At 69.0% G+C, this 15,536-nt stretch carries 14 protein-coding genes; 2 read left to right on the top strand and 12 right to left on the bottom strand.

Features of this window, described 5'->3' with window-relative positions; genetic code table 11:
- Positions 1-183 precede the first annotated feature (183 nt).
- The 9 genes from ASC98_RS22855 to ASC98_RS22815 form a co-directional block, all read right to left on the bottom strand.
- Entirely contained in the window at positions 184-2,778 is a 2,595-nt protein-coding gene (locus ASC98_RS22855; RefSeq protein ID WP_056813909.1) for an ATP-binding protein, read from the bottom strand.
- Entirely contained in the window at positions 2,765-3,514 is a 750-nt protein-coding gene (locus tag ASC98_RS22850; protein WP_056813907.1) for a response regulator, read from the bottom strand. The genes ASC98_RS22855 and ASC98_RS22850 overlap by 14 nt, the downstream gene beginning before the upstream one ends.
- A 28-nt stretch (positions 3,515-3,542) precedes the next feature.
- Complete coding sequence (locus ASC98_RS22845; protein WP_056813903.1) at positions 3,543-4,481, bottom strand: AraC family transcriptional regulator; 939 nt, start codon at positions 4,479-4,481, stop codon at positions 3,543-3,545.
- Positions 4,482-4,498: 17 nt separating this feature from the next.
- On the bottom strand, positions 4,499-5,290 hold the full coding sequence (locus ASC98_RS22840; protein ID WP_056813918.1) for an L-iditol 2-dehydrogenase: 792 nt from the start codon (positions 5,288-5,290) through the stop codon (positions 4,499-4,501).
- A 1-nt stretch (position 5,291) separates the two neighbouring features.
- Positions 5,292-6,692, bottom strand: a complete 1,401-nt coding sequence (gene dalD / locus ASC98_RS22835) for a D-arabinitol 4-dehydrogenase (RefSeq protein WP_056813900.1) — start codon at positions 6,690-6,692, stop codon at positions 5,292-5,294.
- A 16-nt stretch (positions 6,693-6,708) separates the two neighbouring features.
- Complete coding sequence (locus tag ASC98_RS22830) at positions 6,709-7,764, bottom strand: ABC transporter ATP-binding protein (protein ID WP_056820488.1); 1,056 nt, start codon at positions 7,762-7,764, stop codon at positions 6,709-6,711.
- A 10-nt stretch (positions 7,765-7,774) separates the two neighbouring features.
- Positions 7,775-8,602: a carbohydrate ABC transporter permease gene (locus tag ASC98_RS22825; protein ID WP_056813894.1), complete on the bottom strand. Its 828-nt coding sequence runs from the start codon at positions 8,600-8,602 to the stop codon at positions 7,775-7,777.
- A gap of 11 nt (positions 8,603-8,613) precedes the next feature.
- Entirely contained in the window at positions 8,614-9,471 is an 858-nt protein-coding gene (locus tag ASC98_RS22820; RefSeq protein WP_056813890.1) for a carbohydrate ABC transporter permease, read from the bottom strand.
- Positions 9,472-9,547: 76 nt separating this feature from the next.
- Positions 9,548-10,876: a sugar ABC transporter substrate-binding protein gene (locus ASC98_RS22815; protein ID WP_056813888.1), complete on the bottom strand. Its 1,329-nt coding sequence runs from the start codon at positions 10,874-10,876 to the stop codon at positions 9,548-9,550.
- 237 nt (positions 10,877-11,113) lie between these two features.
- Here ASC98_RS22815 and ASC98_RS22810 point away from each other — a divergent pair, with 237 nt between their 5' ends.
- Positions 11,114-12,250, top strand: coding sequence for a metallophosphoesterase (locus ASC98_RS22810; RefSeq protein WP_056813884.1), 1,137 nt, complete (start codon positions 11,114-11,116; stop codon positions 12,248-12,250).
- 225 nt (positions 12,251-12,475) lie between these two features.
- Here ASC98_RS22810 and ASC98_RS22805 read toward each other — a convergent pair whose 3' ends face one another.
- From ASC98_RS22805 to ASC98_RS22795, 3 genes are all read right to left on the bottom strand, one after another.
- Complete coding sequence (locus tag ASC98_RS22805) at positions 12,476-12,886, bottom strand: methylglyoxal synthase (protein ID WP_056813915.1); 411 nt, start codon at positions 12,884-12,886, stop codon at positions 12,476-12,478.
- Positions 12,887-12,891: 5 nt separating this feature from the next.
- Positions 12,892-13,212: a hypothetical protein gene (locus tag ASC98_RS22800; protein WP_157598292.1), complete on the bottom strand. Its 321-nt coding sequence runs from the start codon at positions 13,210-13,212 to the stop codon at positions 12,892-12,894.
- Between the two features lie 114 nt (positions 13,213-13,326).
- Positions 13,327-13,911, bottom strand: a complete 585-nt coding sequence (locus ASC98_RS22795; protein WP_056813878.1) for a GAF domain-containing protein — start codon at positions 13,909-13,911, stop codon at positions 13,327-13,329.
- A gap of 146 nt (positions 13,912-14,057) precedes the next feature.
- Here ASC98_RS22795 and ASC98_RS22790 point away from each other — a divergent pair, with 146 nt between their 5' ends.
- Positions 14,058-15,332, top strand: coding sequence for an ABC transporter substrate-binding protein (locus ASC98_RS22790; RefSeq protein ID WP_200953118.1), 1,275 nt, complete (start codon positions 14,058-14,060; stop codon positions 15,330-15,332).
- Positions 15,333-15,536: the final 204 nt, after the last annotated feature.

Genomic DNA, 15,536 nt, shown 5'->3' with positions numbered 1-15,536 from the left:
GAGCAAACGAAATGGGGAATTCACTACGGTGGTCTGTCCGCTGCTGACGGCAGATAGCCCGGATCGTCCCTCCATCCCGACACCCTCATCCGCTGCGTCTGGGGGTGCAGTCGGAACATACAAGCCCGGATGCCAATCCGGGGGCGTTTCTCGCGACGGATGATTCCCGGATTGGCATCCGGGCTACGGCTGCTGCAGGCCGCGCAGCCAATGGCGCAAGGCGCCGGCATCGAACGGCTTCTGGAGGAACGGCCAGCCGCCATCCGCTTGCGATGCGAAGGCCTCCAGCGGCATGCCCGACATCAGCGCGACGCGCAGCTGCGGCCAGCGGGTCGCGACCGTGCGGGCCAGCTGCACACCGCCCATGCCGTCGCCCAGGCGCACGTCCGACAGCATCAGCTGCGGCAACAAGCCCTGGTCCAGCGTGTGCAGCGCCTGCTCGGCGCTGGCCACCGCGTGCACGCGGCAGCCTGCGCTCGACAGCATCTCCGTCACCGTGTGGCGAAACGCGTCGTCGTCGTCGACCAGCAGCACCGACGCTGCCGGGACGTCGGCCGCGATCGCCGGAGCGGCGGCCGGCATCGGCCGGGCAGAGCCCGCCTCGAGCGCAAACCGCAGCGTCACGCTCGTCCCCTCGCCGACCCGGCTCGCCAGCGCAACGCGCCCGCCCGATTGCCGCACGAAACCGTACACGATCGACAGCCCGAGCCCGCTGCCTTCGCCGTCCGCCTTGGTCGTGAAAAACGGCTCGAACACCTTCTCGCGCAGCGCCTCCGGAATGCCGCTGCCGGTGTCGGTGACGCGCAGTTCGAGTTCGCCGCCTTCCACCCGCGTCGCGATCTCCAGCCGCCCGCCGCCCGGCATTGCGGCCGCGCTGTTGATCACCAGGTTCAGCAGCGCGTTCTCCAGCTGCCCGCGGTCCAGGTGCACCCGGGCATCGCCGGCGTGCAGCGTCAGCGCCACCTGCACCGCGTCGCCGGCGCTGTAGTCGATCAGGTCGACCATCTCCTCCACCATCGCATCCACCGCGACCGGCTCCGCCTGCAGCGGCTGCCGCCGCGCGAACGCAAGCAGGCGCCGCGTCAGTGCGCTCGCGCGCTCGGCGGCGCGGCCGGCGCGCTGCAGCTGCGCGCGGCCGGCGGCATCGAGTCCCGCCTGCGATTCCAGCAAGCCCAGCGTGCCGACGATCGTGCCCAGGTGGTTGTTGAAATCGTGCGCGACGCCCCCGGTCAGCTGGCCCAGCATCTCCAGCCGCAGCGCGTGCTGCAGCTGCACCTCGATCGCGCGGCGCTCGGTCAGGTCGGTGACGAGGCTCACGACGCCGCCGTCGGGCATCGCGCGGCTGCGCACGTCGTAGACGCGGTTGTCCGGCAGGTAGAGCTCGACGTGCGCATGCGCGGTGAACGGCGGCAGCGCGCCGGCGGCCAGCGTCTGCCGCTCGGTCAGGCCCGGCGCGCTCCACGCGATGCCGCCCGACAGCTGCGCCATCAGCTGCCGCGGCGGCTGGCCCGCGGCCGGCCGCACGCCGTGCACGGCGAGCATGCGTTCGAGCGGCTCGTTCCACAGCCGCAGCCGGCCGTCGCGGTCGAACACCGCCAGGCCGTCGTTCATGCTGCTGTGCACCGCGGCCCGCAACTCGCCCTGCTGCCGCAGGTCGGCCACCAGCTGCTGCTTGGCCAGCAGGTTGTCGCGGAACACCTCGAAGGTGCGGGCCAGCGCACCCAGTTCGTCGCGCCTCGCGGTCGCCGGCGTGGCCACCGAGGTGTCGCCGCGCGCCAGCCGCGACATCACCGCGGTGATCCGCTCGACGCCGCCGACCAGCCGGTGCACATAGGCCGTCGCGCCGAGCGCGATCGCGCCGCACACCAGCGTCAGCAGCAGCAGCCCGGTCTTGCCGGACGCGATCGCGCGCGACACCTGTTCGCTGCGCGTCTGCGCGGTCTGGCGCAGCGTGTCGACGTGGCGCGAGACCTGCGCGCTCAGTTCGTCGGCATTGGTGCGCGTCAGCAGCACCAGCGAGCCGCTGCGGCCGTCGAGGTTGATCTGCTCGCTGCGCAGCCGCAGGATGCCGGCCGGGCCGATCGACAGCTCGCGCAGCGTCGCGCGGAACACGTCGCCGAGGCCGGCGTACGCGGCGCGCCGGTCGGCCGCGATCAGCAGCGCCTCGACATCGGCCTGCAGCCGCCCGAGCGTGGCCGGCGTGTCGACGCTCGCGCCCAGCACCAGGCTGGACCACACCTGCGTCAGCACCGGGTCGCCGTGGCGCGGCGGCGTGCCGCGGGCGTGCAGCCGGCTGCCGATGTCCTCCAGCCGCTCCATCTGCGTCTGCAGCCGCTGGCGCACCTGCTGGCGCATCTGCGTCAGCTCGGCCAGGCGCAGCAGGTTGATGTCGCCGCGGTCGATCAGCGGGTCGAGCCGGGCCTTCAGCGGGCTCTGGCCGTCGATCTCGCCGGAGCGCTGGCGGATCTCGCTGATCAGCCCGCGCGCGATCGTCGCGTTGGCGTCCAGGCTCTCCGGCGTGCGCGACTCGGCCAGGTTCGGCGCGGTGGCGGCCAGCCGCGTCGTGCGCTCGGCCAGTTCGAGCGCCTGCGCGATCTGCGGCAGCACCTCGCCTTCGTAGGCCGACAGCTCGCGCTGCGTGCGCTGCATGCCGAGCCAGCCGACGATCGTCAGCGCGATCGCCGCCGCCAGCAGGATCACGAAGGCCGCCATCAGCCGCGTGCGCACCCGCTGCGCGCGCGGTCCCACGCTGGCCGTCAGGTCATCAGGCGCTCGCATGGCCGGTGGTGACGGGAACGGCGAACACGTAGCCCAGCCCGCGCTCGGTGCAGATGTAGCGCGGGTGCTTCGGGTTCGGCTCGATCTTGCGGCGCACGCGCAGGATCAGCACGTCGACGCTGCGGTCGAACACCTCGGTCTCCAGGCTGCGCGTGTGCTCCAGCAGCTGGTCGCGCGTCCACACCTTGCCCGGCTGGCCGACGAAGGCCTCGAGCAGCCGGAACTCGGCCGGCGTCAGCGCGCAGGTGCCGCCGTCGGCGCCGCGCAGTTCGCGCTCGCGCAGGTCGAGCGTCCAGTCGCCGAACTGCAGTTGAGCGGCCGGCTCGCGCGGCTGAGGCGCCACGGCCGCGGGCTGCGTGCGGCGCAGCACCGCGCGCACATGGGCCAGCAGCTCGCGCGGGCTGAACGGCTTCACGAGGAAGTCGTCGGCCGCCAGTTCGAGCAGCAGCACGCGGTCCATCTCGTCGCTGCTGCCGCTGATCATGATGATCGGCAGCGCCGGGTGCCGCTCGCGCAGCCCGCGCGCGAGCGCCAGGCCGTGCTCGTCCTTCAGGCGCAGGTCGAGCAGCACCAGCGCATGCGGGGTGCCGTCCAGCGCGGCATGCAGGCCGACGCCGTCGCCGGCGGTGCTGACGTCGAAGCCGGATTGTGTCAGCGCGTCGTCGAGTGACGCGCGCAGGTCGGGGTCGTCGTCGACGACCAGGACACGGGGGCGGGCAGGTGCGACCGAAGGCATCCCGGCAGTGTGCACCGGGGGGGTGCGCCTAAAGGGATGGGGATTTTCCCGAGGCTCCGCCGAACCGCGCCTCGCCCTGCTTGCGGAACTCCTTCGGCGTCATCCCCTTGATCTCCAGGAAGCGCCGGTTGAAGTTCGCGACGTTGTTGAAGCCGGCGTCGTAGCAGACGTTCGTGATGTACCGATCCGTCTCCATCAGCAGCTGGCAGGCCCGCGTGACCCGCAGCCGGTTCACGAAATCGGTGAAGGTGTTGCCGGTGGCACGCCGGAAGTAGCGCGAGAACTGGCTCTCGCTCATGCCGACGCGCTTGCTCAGCTCGGCCATCGAGAACTGGCTGGCGCTGTTCTCGGTGATGTAGTCGACGATGGTGCTGATCTGCGCCAGCGAGGTGTCGTCGTCGAAGCTCTGCAGCGGCATGCTCGACAGCAGCCGGTAGTCGCTGCACTCCGACAGCTCGCCGAGGAACTCCAGGAACTCGGTGAAGCGCTTCAGCCCGTGCAGGCTGCGGATGCGCACCAGCCGCTCGCGCGCCCGGTCGCTCATGCCGAAGAACTCGATGCCGTGGCGCGCGCGCTCCAGCAGCGGCAGCACGTCGCGCAGGTCGGGAATGAGGTCGGTCGCGCGGCGCAGCGGTTCGTCGGAGAACTGCAGCACCACGTCGCGCAGCGGCACGCCTTCGGCCGGGATGTCGGTGGAAATCCAGTTGTGCGGCAGCCGCGGCCCGGTCAGCACCAGGTGGCCCGGCTCGAAATGCCCGATGTAGTCGCCGACGAACACCTTGCCGCGCGTCTCGATGATCAGGTGCAGCTCGTATTCCTCGTGGTAGTGCCAGCGCACCAGCGGGTTCGGCACGCCGTGCTCCAGGCAGCGCACGTAGCCATAGGTGCCTTCGGGCTCGTAGCCGAGCTTGGTGTCGCGCACGAAGTCGTGCTCGAGTTCGGGACTGCGGATCCGGTGGGTGTTCATCGCGGGGTCACAGGGATTCAACTCATCACGTTGCCGCCGTCGACGTTCAGCGTCTGCGCGGTGATGTAGGCCGATTCTCCACTGGCCAGGAAGACCGCGGCGCCGGCGATGTCGTCCGGCACGCCCATGCGGCCCAGCGGCACCGCCTTGCCGACCGCCGCCTTCTTCTCGCCCGGCTGCAGGTGCTCGTGGCGCGCGAACAGCGCATCGACCTGGCCCCACATCGGCGTGTCGACCACGCCCGGCGCGATGCCGTTGACGCGGATGCCGTGCGGCGCCATCGCGAGCGCGGCCGACTGCGTGTAGCTGATCACCGCCGCCTTGCTCGCGCAGTAGTGCGACACCAGCGCCTCGCCGCGGCGTCCGGCCTGCGATGCGAGGTTGATGATGCTGCCGCGCACGCCGCCGTCGACCATGCGGCGCAGCACCGCCTGCATCGTGAAGAACATGCCTTTGACGTTGACGTCGAAGAGGCGCTCATACATCGCCTCGTCCGAATCCAGCAGCGGCGCCAGGTCGAACACCGCGGCGTTGTTGAACAGCGTCGTGATCGGGCCGAGGCGTTCCTCCGCGCCAGCGACGAAGCGCGCGATGTCGTCGCTGCGCGCGACGTTGCCGCTCAGGTACTGGAAGCGGCCCGGGTGCTGTTCGGCCAGCGCCTGCAGGTCGGGCGGCGCGGCGGCCGGCAGGTCGACCGCGGTGCAGCGGGCGCCTTCGCGCAGGAAGGCCCGCGTCACCGCGAGGCCGATGCCGCCGCCGGCACCGGTCAGCAGCGCGTGGCAGTCGGCCAGGCGCCCGGTGCTCGTCAGGTCAGCCACGGCCGTTCTCCTTCAGGAAGGACTTCACCTCGGCATGCGCCTGCTGCAGCGCGGCCACCAGCCGCGCATCGCCGGCCAGCGGGCCCCACAGCACCGGGTCGCGGCTGAAGGCGGCCAGCGGGTCGGCACTCTCGAAGATCGCATGCGCGCTGGCCGCGTCCATGCCCTGGTCGTGGTAGGTGTAGCTCAGCTCGCCGCGGTGCCAGCGGCCGAGGAACTCGAAGAACAGCGCCGGCAGTTTCGCGACCGCCGCGATCGACGCGCCGCGGGCGAGGCACTCGCGGAAGGTCGGCCACAGGAACCCGGCGATCTTCGCGTAGCCGTCCATCGCGACGCGCTGGTTGGTGTCCTGCAGGTACGGGTTGCTGAAGCGGTCGATCACGACGTCGCGGTAGGCGGCGAGGTCCAGCGGGTAAGGCTTCTGCGACGCCTCCAGCGACGGGATCACGTCGTTCGTCACGTAGTCGAACGCCATCTTGCGGATCGCCGGGTGGGCCACGTCTTCGTGGATGTACTGGTAGCCGAGCAGCGTGCCGGCCCACGCGAAGCAGCTGTGGCTCGCGTTCAGGATGCGGATCTTGGCTTCCTCGTACGGCAGCACCGAGGCCACCATCTCGGCGCCGGCCTTCTCCCAGGCCGGGCGGCCGTTGATGAAGTGGTCCTCGATGACCCACTGGATGAAGCGCTCGCCCATCACCGGCGCGCCGTCGTCGACGCCGGTCGCGGCCTTCACGCGCGGCGCGATGTCGGGGAGCGGGCGCGGGGTGATGCGGTCGACCATGTCGTTCGGCGAACTGGTGTGCTGCTCGACCCAGGCGTGCAGCGCGGTCTCGCCGCGGCGCGCCAGGAAGTCGAGGAAGCCGGCGCGGAAGCGCTCGCCGTTGCCGCGCAGGTTGTCGCAGTTCAGCAGCGTCACCGGGCCGGCGTCGCGCCGGCGGCGCTCGGCGAGGATCGCGGCCATCGCGCCGTAGATCGTGCTGCGGGTGGTGCCCGCCAGGTCGCTGGCCAGGTCGGCGAAGCTGTCGTCGAGCCGGTTCTGGTCGTCGAGGTAGTAGCCGGCCTCGGTGACGGTGAACGAGATGATGCGGGTGGCCGCATCGGCGCCGATGTCGATCAGCCCGGACAGGTCGGGCGTGTACGGCACGATGCGGCGGATCGCGGTGATGCGCTCGTAGAAGCGCTCGCCGGCCGGCGACACCGTCTCCAGCGTGTAGGCGCCGCCCTGCGCCTGCAGCGCGGCGATGGTGTCGGCCATGTCGGGGCGCAGGTTGCCGCCGGCGATCTGCCAGCCGGTGTCGCCCTGGTCGATCAGCTTCTGCAGGTAGACGGCCTGGTGCGCGCGGTGGAACGAGCCGAGGCCGAGGTGGAGGATGGTGAGGGGCGTGGTCGTCATGGAGAGGCTCGCATCGCTAGGCGGCTTGCTGCAGCGGGCGCAGCGTGCGGCCCTGGGCGTCGAAGAGGTGGAGGGCGGTCGCGTCGAACGTGATGCCGACGGTGTCGCCCGGCTTCAGCGTGGTGCGCTCGCTCTGCCGCGAGACGAGCGGCACGCCGTCGTGCGACTCGCCGATGCGGGTGTGGATCAGCGTGTCGGAGCCGAGCGATTCGATCAGCTCGACGCGGGCTTGCAGGCCGCTGCCGGGCGCGCCGACCCGCACGTATTCGGGCCGCACGCCGACCGCACCGTCGGCTGGCAGCTGCGGGCCGGCCAGGCGCGTCAGCTCGGGCACCGCGGCAGCCTTCACGACGTTCATCTGCGGCGTGCCGATGAACTGCGCGACGAACTGGTTGGCCGGGCGGTCGTACAACTCCAGCGGCGTGCCGACCTGCTCGATCAGCCCGTCGCGCAGCACCACCACGCGGTCGGCCAGCGTCATCGCCTCGACCTGGTCGTGCGTCACGTAGATCGTGGTCGCGCCGAGGTCGCGGTGCAGGCTCGCGATCTCGACCCGCGTCTGGCCGCGCAGCGCGGCGTCGAGGTTCGACAGCGGCTCGTCGAACAGGAAGACCTTGGGTGCGCGCACGATCGCGCGGCCGATCGCGACCCGCTGGCGTTGCCCGCCCGAGAGCTCCTTCGGCGTGCGCTGCAGGTACTGCGTCAGGTTCAGGATCTTCGCGGCGCGCTCGACCTTCTGCTGGCGCGTCGCCACGTCGACCTTGGCCAGCTTCAGCGCGAACGACATGTTGTCGAACACCGTCATGTGCGGGTACAGCGCGTACGACTGGAACACCATCGCGAGGTCGCGTTTGGCCGACGGCACGTGCGTGATGTCGCGGCCGTCCAGCTGCAGCGAGCCCTGCGTGGTGGCTTCGAGCCCGGCGATCAGCCGCAGCAGCGTCGACTTGCCGCAGCCCGACGGTCCGACGAAGACGATGAACTCGCCCTTCTTGATCTGCAGGTCGATGCCCTTGATGGTGCGCACCGGCCCGAATTCCTTGACGATGCCCTTGAGTTCGAGGAATGACATGGGATTTCCTTTACTTGACGGCGCCGAAGGTCAGCCCTTGGACGAGTTGCTTCTGGCTGAACCAGCCGAACACGATGATGGGCGCGATGGCCAGCAGCGACGCGGCCGACAACTTGGCCCAGAACAGGCCCTCGGGGCTGGAGTACGACGCGATCAGCGCGGCCAGCGTGCCGGCATTGGCCGAGGTCAGATTGAGCGACCAGAAGGCCTCGTTCCAGGCCAGCACCAGGCACAGCAGCCCGGTCGACGCGATGCCGCCCATCGTCAGCGGCAGGATCACGTGGCGGAACTCGTCCCACACCGTCGCGCCGTCGAGCCGCACCGCCTCGAGGATGTCGTTGGGCACCTCCTTGAAGGCGCTGTAGAGCATCCACACCATGATCGGCAGGTTGGACAGCGTGAACACGATGATCAGCGCCGTCAGCGAATCGAGCATGCCGGTGGTCTGCGCCATCACGTACACCGGCACCAGCGCGCCGACCGCCGGCATCATCTTGGTCGACAGCATCCACATCAGGATGTCGCGCGTCCGCCTGGTGCGGAAGAAGGCCATCGAGTAGGCCGCGGGTGCCGCGATCATCAAGCCGAGGATCGTCGAGACGAGGCTGGTGATGAGCGAGTTCTTCGCGTACAGCAGGTAGTCGCTGCGCTGCTGCACCTCGATGAAGCTCGACAGCGTCGGCGTGAAGATCAGCTGCGGCGGCACCGCGATCGCCTGCATCTCGGTCTTGAACGCCGTCAGCCCGAGCCACAGCAGCGGAAAGAACAGCAGCAGCGCGATCGCCCACGCGAAGAAGGTGCGGACGTAGGGGAAGCCGTTGGGGTAGGTGGTGCTCATGGCTGCATCCTTCAATCGAGGTTCTTGCCGACCATGCGGATCAGGAACACCGCGGCGATGTTGGCGAGCACGACCGCGAACAGCGCACCGGCCGAGGCCACCCCGACATCGAAGTTCATCAGCGCCTGCTTGAAGATCAGGAACGCGAGGTTGGTGCTCTCGTTGCCCGGGCCGCCGCCGGTGGTGGTGAAGATCTCGGCGAACACGCTCATCAGGAAGATCATCTCGATCATCACGACGACCGCGATCGAGCGGCCCAGGTGCGGCAGCGTCAGGTACCAGAACTGGTGCAGCGCGTTGGCGCCGTCCATGCGGGCGGCTTCCATCTGTTCGCGGTCGAGCGACTGCAGCGAGGTGATGAAGATCAGGCAGGCGAACGGCAGCCACTGCCACGACAGCATCAGGATCACCGACGCGAGCGGCAGGTCGGTCATCCAGTCGACCGGCGTCGCGCCGAAGAAGTGCCACACATGCGCGAGCACTCCGTAGATCGGGTTCATCATCATGTGCTTCCACAGCAGCGCGTTGACCGTGGGCATCACGAAGAACGGCGAGATCAGCAGCACGCGCACGATGCCCTGGCCGGGGAAGGGCTCGTTGACCAGCAGCGCCAGAGCCACGCCCAGCACGACGGTGATCGCGATCACCGCGCCGAGCAGCTCGAGCGTCTGCAGCACCGCCGGCCAGAAGTCCGGGTCGGTGATGAAGTAGTGGAAGTTCTCGATCCCGACGAAGGTCTTGTCGCCGGGCTGCATCAGGTTGTAGTGCACCAGCGAGAACCAGATGGTCATCACCAGCGGAACGATCATCCACAGGAACAGCGTGGTGACCGCCGGCGCCATCAAGGCGCGGGGCAGGAGTCGGGTCATGGCGTGGGCCTCCGTCAGGCACTGGCCCCCGGCCGGCACACGCCGGCGCGGGGGCAGAAAGGGCTAGGAGGAGAGCCTATTTCTTGAGGTAGCCGCCCTTGGTCATTTCACGCTCGGCAGCGGTCTGCGAGGTCTTCAGCGCCTGGTCGACCGTGACCTTGCCCGACAAGGCCGCGCTCATCTGCTGCCCGACCGCGATGCCAATCGCCTGGAACTCCGGGATCGCCGCGTACTGCACGCCCACGTACGGCGACTTCGGCAGCGTGCTGTCGTTCGGGTTCGCGCTGTTGATCGCCTTCTGTTCCTCGACCGCGAACTTCGCGACCTTCTGGAACTCCGGGTTCGCATAGGTCGACTTGCGGGTGCCGGTCGGCACGGTGTGCCAGCCGGAGCTCTGCGCGATCAGGTTGATGTACTCCTTCGACGTCGCCCAGGTGATGAACTTCTGCGCTTCGGCCGACTTCTTCGAAGACGACGGGATTGCGAGGTTCCACGACCACAGCCAGTTCGCGCCCTTCGGCGTGACGGCCTGCGGCGCCTGCACGAACGCGACCTTGTCGGCCACCTTCGACTGCTTCGGGTCGCTGACGAACGACGCGGCGATGGTCGCGTCGATCCACACGCCGCACTTGCCTTCGTTGAACAGCGCCAGGTTCTCGTTGAAGCTGTTGGCCGACGCGCCGGGCGGGCCGTACTTCTTCATCAGGTCGACGTACTGGCCGATCGCGTCCTTCCACGGCTTGGTGTCGATCTGCGGTTTCCAGCTCATGTCGAACCACTGGCCGCCGTAGGTGTTGACCATCGTCGTCAGGAAGGCCATGTTGTCGCCCCATCCCGGCTTGCCGCGCAGGCACAGGCCGTACACGCCCTTGGCCGGGTCGTGGATCTTCGAGACGATGTCGGCCATCTGCGCCCAGGTCGGGTTGGCCGGCATCGTCAGGCCCTTGGCCTTGACGAGGTCGTCGCGGTACATCGTCATCGAGCTCTCGCCGTAGAACGGCGCGGCGTACAGCTTGCCGTCCAGCGACAGGCCGCTGCGGATGGCCGGCAGCAGGTCGTCGACGTCGTAGGCGGCGTCGGTGGCGATCTCCTTCAGCCAGCCTTTCTTGCTCCAGATCGGGGCCTCGTACAGGCCGATCGTCATCACGTCGAACTGGCCGCCCTTGGTGGCGATGTCGGTGGTGACGCGCTGGCGCAGCACGCCTTCCTCGAGCGTGACCCATTTCAGCGTGATGCCGGGGTTCGCCTTCTCGAAGTCCTTGGTGTGCTTCTGCATCTCGATCATGTGGCCGTTGTTGACGGTCGCGATCACGAGGTCGGTGGCGTGCGAAGACGTGGCGGCCACGACGCCGAGCGCGCCCAGGGCCAGGACCAGCGCCGTCTTCACCGGGGTCTTGTTTGTCATTGGTGTCTCCATCGTTGTCGGATTGATGCTGTCGATGCGATGCGCCGTGGTGCGCCACGTCCGCAGCCGCAACGATAGACGTATGCCTTTGAACGATTTGGTACGGCTCGGGCCAAGGCCTGTACTTTTTTGCGTCGAACGGCCCGGGTTTTCCTGGATTTCGGGGAGAGGGGTTCTGTTGAGATGGCGCTGGCCGGCCCCATCTGCGGGGCTTGCCCCGTTCAGGACAGGTCTGCCATGTCGTTTTCGTTGCTTCCGGTGGCCTTGCTGGCCGCGTTCCATGCCTACATCGGTTCACGCCTGCTGGGCGTGCTGCCTGCGCCGTGGGGCCTGGCCGGTGCCGGGCTGCTGGTCGGCTTGTTCCTGCTGGTGCTGTCGGCCGCCAGCCCGATCCTCGGGCGGCGCGCAGCCACCGGCGTGCTGGCCTGGGCCGGCTTGATCGCGATGGGGTTCTTCTCGACGCTGCTGGTGCTGACGCTCGGGCGCGACGCCGTGTTGGTGGCCTGGGGCGGGTGGAACCTGGCGACGGGGGCGGCGCCGATCCCGCTGCCGGTCCTGCAGGTTTCAGCGCTCGCAGTGCCGGCGCTGGCCTTCGTCGCCAGCCTGCTCGGCCTGCTGAACGCGCGGCGCCGGCCGGGCGTGCGGCGGGTCGACGTGCCGATCGCCGACCTGCCGCCGGCGCTCGAAGGCTTCACGCTGGTGCAGATCAGCGACCTGCACGTCGGGCCGACGATCCGCAAGGGTTTTGTCGACCGCGTGGTCGATGCGGCGAATGCGCTGGACGCCGACGTGATGGCGCTGACCGGCGACCTGGTCGACGGCCGGGTGCCGGAGCTGTCGGCGCACACCGCGCCGCTCGGGCGGCTGCAGGCGCGGCACGGCGTGTTCGCGGTCACCGGCAACCACGAGTACTACTCGGGCGCGCCGGCCTGGGTGGCCGAACTGCGCCGGCTCGGCATCACGGTGCTGATGAACGAGCACCTGCTGCTGAAGCATGGTGCGGGGCGCCTGCTGCTGGCGGGGGTGACCGATTTCGGCGCCCACCATTTCGACGAGCAGCAGCGCAGCGATCCGGCGCGCGCGATGCGCGGCGCGTCGGATGAAGCCCATGCGAAGGTGCTGCTGGCGCACCAGCCGCGCAGCGCGGCGGCGGCTGCCGAGGCGGGTTTCGACCTGCAGCTGTCGGGGCACACGCACGGCGGGCAGTTCCTGCCGTGGAACCTGTTCGTGCCGCTGCAGCAGCCGTTCGTGGCCGGTCTGCACCGGCTGGGCGCGCTGTGGGTCTACGTGAGCCGCGGGACGGGCTACTGGGGGCCGCCGAAGCGGCTCGGCGCGCCGTCCGAAATCACGCGCTTGCGGCTGGTTCGCGCGTAATCTCAACCGGCACGATTTGCCGGCGTGCGCGTCGAGTTTCTGTCAGATCCCTTGCTCTTCGGATGTGCCGCCGGGCGCTCCAGGCCGGCGTGATCCCTCGGATCGCGCGACGGACCTTCGACGCGGCGACGCCGGGCATCGGAATGGTCTGAACGGTAAGACATGCCAATTCTCCTGCAGGCCATGCGCCTGTCTCGGAGAGGGGCAAACGGCGTGCCGCGTGGCTCAGCGTTCTTCCGACAAGCGCGCCAGCACCAGCCGAGCGGTCGACAGGTTGGTCGCGCACGGCACGTCGTGCACGTCGCAGGCGCGCACCAGCGCGTTGATGTCGGGTTCGTGCGGCTGCGGTGTCATCGGGTCGCGCAGGAACACCACCAGGTCGATCTCGCCCTGGGCCAGCTTCGCGCCGATCTGCAGGTCGCCGCCGAGCGGGCCGCTCAGCATGCGCTGCACCGTCAGCCCGAGTTGGTCCTGCAAGCGGCCACCGGTGGTGCCGGTCGCGCACAGCGTGCAGCCTTGCAGGAAGGTCAGGTACTCGCGGGCCAGCTCGACGATCGTGTCCTTCTTGTGATCGTGGGCGATCAGCGCGATGCGGGGAGCGGTGGAGGGCGTGGCGGCTGGGATCGTGTCGGTCATGAACATCAGTGCGGTTTGCGGGGCTTGCGGAATGATTTGGGGCGGTACACGTTGCCGTCCCATTCTCCGCCGCGGGCGCGCTCGATCGCGTCGCGCGTCTCGCGGTGGGCCTGGCGGCGCGCGGCCGGCCAGCGCCACAACCGCAGCCAGGTGCCACACAGCGTGGCCCACCAGCGTTGCATCATGAAATCGAATTGCATTCGTCGGCGCACGTTCAGCGTCAGGCGCACCAGCAGGATGGCGCAGACCAGGAGCACGGTGCCGGCGATGATGGTTTCAAACACGGGGATGGGCCTCAGTCCGGGCGCCCGCAGGAGCGAACGCACGGGACCCATGGTAGCCAGTGGCGGGCGGCCGTGCGCACGGCGCGACACCTTCGTTCGGGGGATGCGTGGATTGCTGCCGCCGGGGCTGGCCCGGCGCAGTGGCTCACCCGGCGTTCACTTCAGCTTCCAGCGTTCGGCGCTGATCGGCTCCAGCGACCCGTCGACCGCGGCCCCCGGCAGGTTGGCCTTCCAGGCCGCGGTGAGCTTGCGGGCGACCAGCACCGCGCAGTTGCGCAGGTTGTCGAGGTCGCGCTTGCGCAGCGCCGGGTTCGCGGCCGCGCTGTAGCAGCACAGCGTGCCGTAGACGCGGCCGTCGGGCAGCACGATCGGCGTGCTGAGGTGGGCGCCGACGGCGATGTCGGTGTGCGGCAGGCCGATGTCTTTCGCGATCGCCGACGCGTCGTGCACCAGCTGCGGCATGCGCCCGTCGACCACCTGCTTGCACCAGCTTTCCTCCAGCGGGTTGCCATCGCCGGGGCCCATCGGCGGGTTGTCGCCGTCGACGAAGCGGAACACCCGCCGGCCGTCGATGAATTCGGAGACGAACACCACGTCCATCTTGAGCCGCTCGCGCAGCGTGCGCAGCACCTCGGTGACGGAGTTGTCGATGCTCGGGTCGCAGCCGTCGGCGGTGGCCACCAGCAGCTCGGAGATCATCACCGACAGCTCGTCGGGGTCGAAGGCAGAGTCATGCAACATGATCCGCGCACTGTAGCCATGTTTCAAAAATGACAGGGCCGGCAGGGCGGCCGCTCACAGTCGACATCTTGGCCGGGCGGGTGGCCGCTGTAATGCCGATCCAAGAACCGGACACGATCCGGCCCGACCACGGATGGAGACAAGTGATGATGCAAAGACGCCTGATGCTGGCGCTGGCTGCGGCCGGCTTTTCATTTGCGACGGCTGCGGCCGACGCGGCCACGCTGAAGATCTCGTGCGGCGCCGTCGGCCAGGAGCTGGAGCTGTGCAAGAGCGCGGCCGAAGCCTGGGCGAAGAAGTCGGGCAACACCGTCGAGGTGGTGTCGACGCCGAATGACGCGAGCGAGCGGCTCGCGCTGTACCAGCAGGTGCTGGGTTCGCAGTCCGACAAGATCGACGTGTTCCAGGTCGACGTGGTGTGGCCGGGCATCCTCGGTTCGCACTTCCTGGACCTGAAGCCGTACACGAAGGGGGTCGAGAAGACGCACTTCCCGTCGATGGTGGCCAATGGCAGCGTGCAGGGCAAGCTGGTCGCGATGCCGTGGTTCATCGACGCCGGGCTGCTGTACTACCGCAAGGACCTGCTGGACAAGCACGGCCTGAAGGTGCCGGTGACCTGGGAGCAGCTGACCGACACCGCGCAGAAGGTCCAGTCGGCCGAGCGCGCCGCCGGCAACGACAAGATGTGGGGCTACGTGTGGCAGGGCCGGGCCTACGAGGGCCTGACCTGCAATGCGCTGGAGTGGGTGTCGAGCTACGGCGGCGGCACCATCGTCGACAGCGCCGGCAAGGTATCGGTGAAAAACCCGGCGACCGCGAAGGCGCTGGCGATGGCCGCCTCGTGGGTCGGCACCATTTCGCCGACGGCGGTGCTGAACTATGCCGAGGAAGAATCGCGCGGCGTGTTCCAGGCCGGCAACGCGGTCTTCATGCGCAACTGGCCGTATGCCTGGTCGCTGGCGCAGCGCGACGACAGCCCGATCAAGAACAAGGTCGGCGTCGCGGTGCTGCCGAAGGGCGGCGATGCCGGCTCGAACGCGGCGGCGCTGGGCGGCCAGCAGCTGGCGGTGTCGAAGTACTCGAAGAACGCGGCGCTGGCGGCCGACCTGGTGATGTACATGACGAGCGCCGAGGTGCAGAAGGAGCGGGCGCTGAAGGGCTCGTTCAACCCGACGGTGTCGACGCTGTACCAGGACAAGGATGTTGTCGCCGCGAACCCGTTCATGAGCCAGTTGGCCGGCACGTTTGCGAGTGCGGTGCCGCGGCCTGCGACGGTGACGGCTTCGCGTTACAACCAGGTCAGCAATGAGTTCTGGAATGCGGCGCATGAGGTTCTTTCGCGCAGTGCGAAGCCGGAGGAGGCTGTTGCGAAGCTTGATCAGCGTTTGAATCAGATTGGCCGTGGGGGGCGGTGGAATTGACTTTGCTGTGCGTGCAAAGGCGCGGGTGGGGAGGCTGTGGCGCGCCGTCGGGGGCGGTCCTCGGCCCCTCCCGGGGGCCGAGGACTTCCCTCCGCTGACTGGCTTCATGGCCCGTCGCCGAAACTCCCTCCACTCACTTCGTTCGTTGTGGTCAAACAGTCGGCGACAGTCAGTGTTGTGGTCAAACAGTCGGCGACAGTCAGT

The sequence above is a fragment of the Rhizobacter sp. Root1238 genome (assembly GCF_001425825.1).
Lineage (GTDB): Bacteria > Pseudomonadota > Gammaproteobacteria > Burkholderiales > Burkholderiaceae_C > Rhizobacter.
Note: the sequence above shows the minus strand (reverse complement) of the source record. Positions and strands in the feature narration are given on the sequence as shown.

Coding starts and splice junctions, on each gene's coding strand:
- ASC98_RS22855 (WP_056813909.1), bottom strand. CDS start 2,778: ATGCGAGCGCCTGATGACCTGACGGCCAGCGTGGGACCGCGCGCGCAG.
- ASC98_RS22850 (WP_056813907.1), bottom strand. CDS start 3,514: ATGCCTTCGGTCGCACCTGCCCGCCCCCGTGTCCTGGTCGTCGACGAC.
- ASC98_RS22845 (WP_056813903.1), bottom strand. CDS start 4,481: ATGAACACCCACCGGATCCGCAGTCCCGAACTCGAGCACGACTTCGTG.
- dalD (WP_056813900.1), bottom strand. CDS start 6,692: ATGACGACCACGCCCCTCACCATCCTCCACCTCGGCCTCGGCTCGTTC.
- ASC98_RS22830 (WP_056820488.1), bottom strand. CDS start 7,764: ATGTCATTCCTCGAACTCAAGGGCATCGTCAAGGAATTCGGGCCGGTG.
- ASC98_RS22825 (WP_056813894.1), bottom strand. CDS start 8,602: ATGAGCACCACCTACCCCAACGGCTTCCCCTACGTCCGCACCTTCTTC.
- ASC98_RS22820 (WP_056813890.1), bottom strand. CDS start 9,471: ATGACCCGACTCCTGCCCCGCGCCTTGATGGCGCCGGCGGTCACCACG.
- ASC98_RS22815 (WP_056813888.1), bottom strand. CDS start 10,876: ATGACAAACAAGACCCCGGTGAAGACGGCGCTGGTCCTGGCCCTGGGC.
- ASC98_RS22810 (WP_056813884.1), top strand. CDS start 11,114: ATGTCGTTTTCGTTGCTTCCGGTGGCCTTGCTGGCCGCGTTCCATGCC.
- ASC98_RS22805 (WP_056813915.1), bottom strand. CDS start 12,886: ATGACCGACACGATCCCAGCCGCCACGCCCTCCACCGCTCCCCGCATC.
- ASC98_RS22795 (WP_056813878.1), bottom strand. CDS start 13,911: ATGTTGCATGACTCTGCCTTCGACCCCGACGAGCTGTCGGTGATGATC.
- ASC98_RS22790 (WP_200953118.1), top strand. CDS start 14,058: ATGATGCAAAGACGCCTGATGCTGGCGCTGGCTGCGGCCGGCTTTTCA.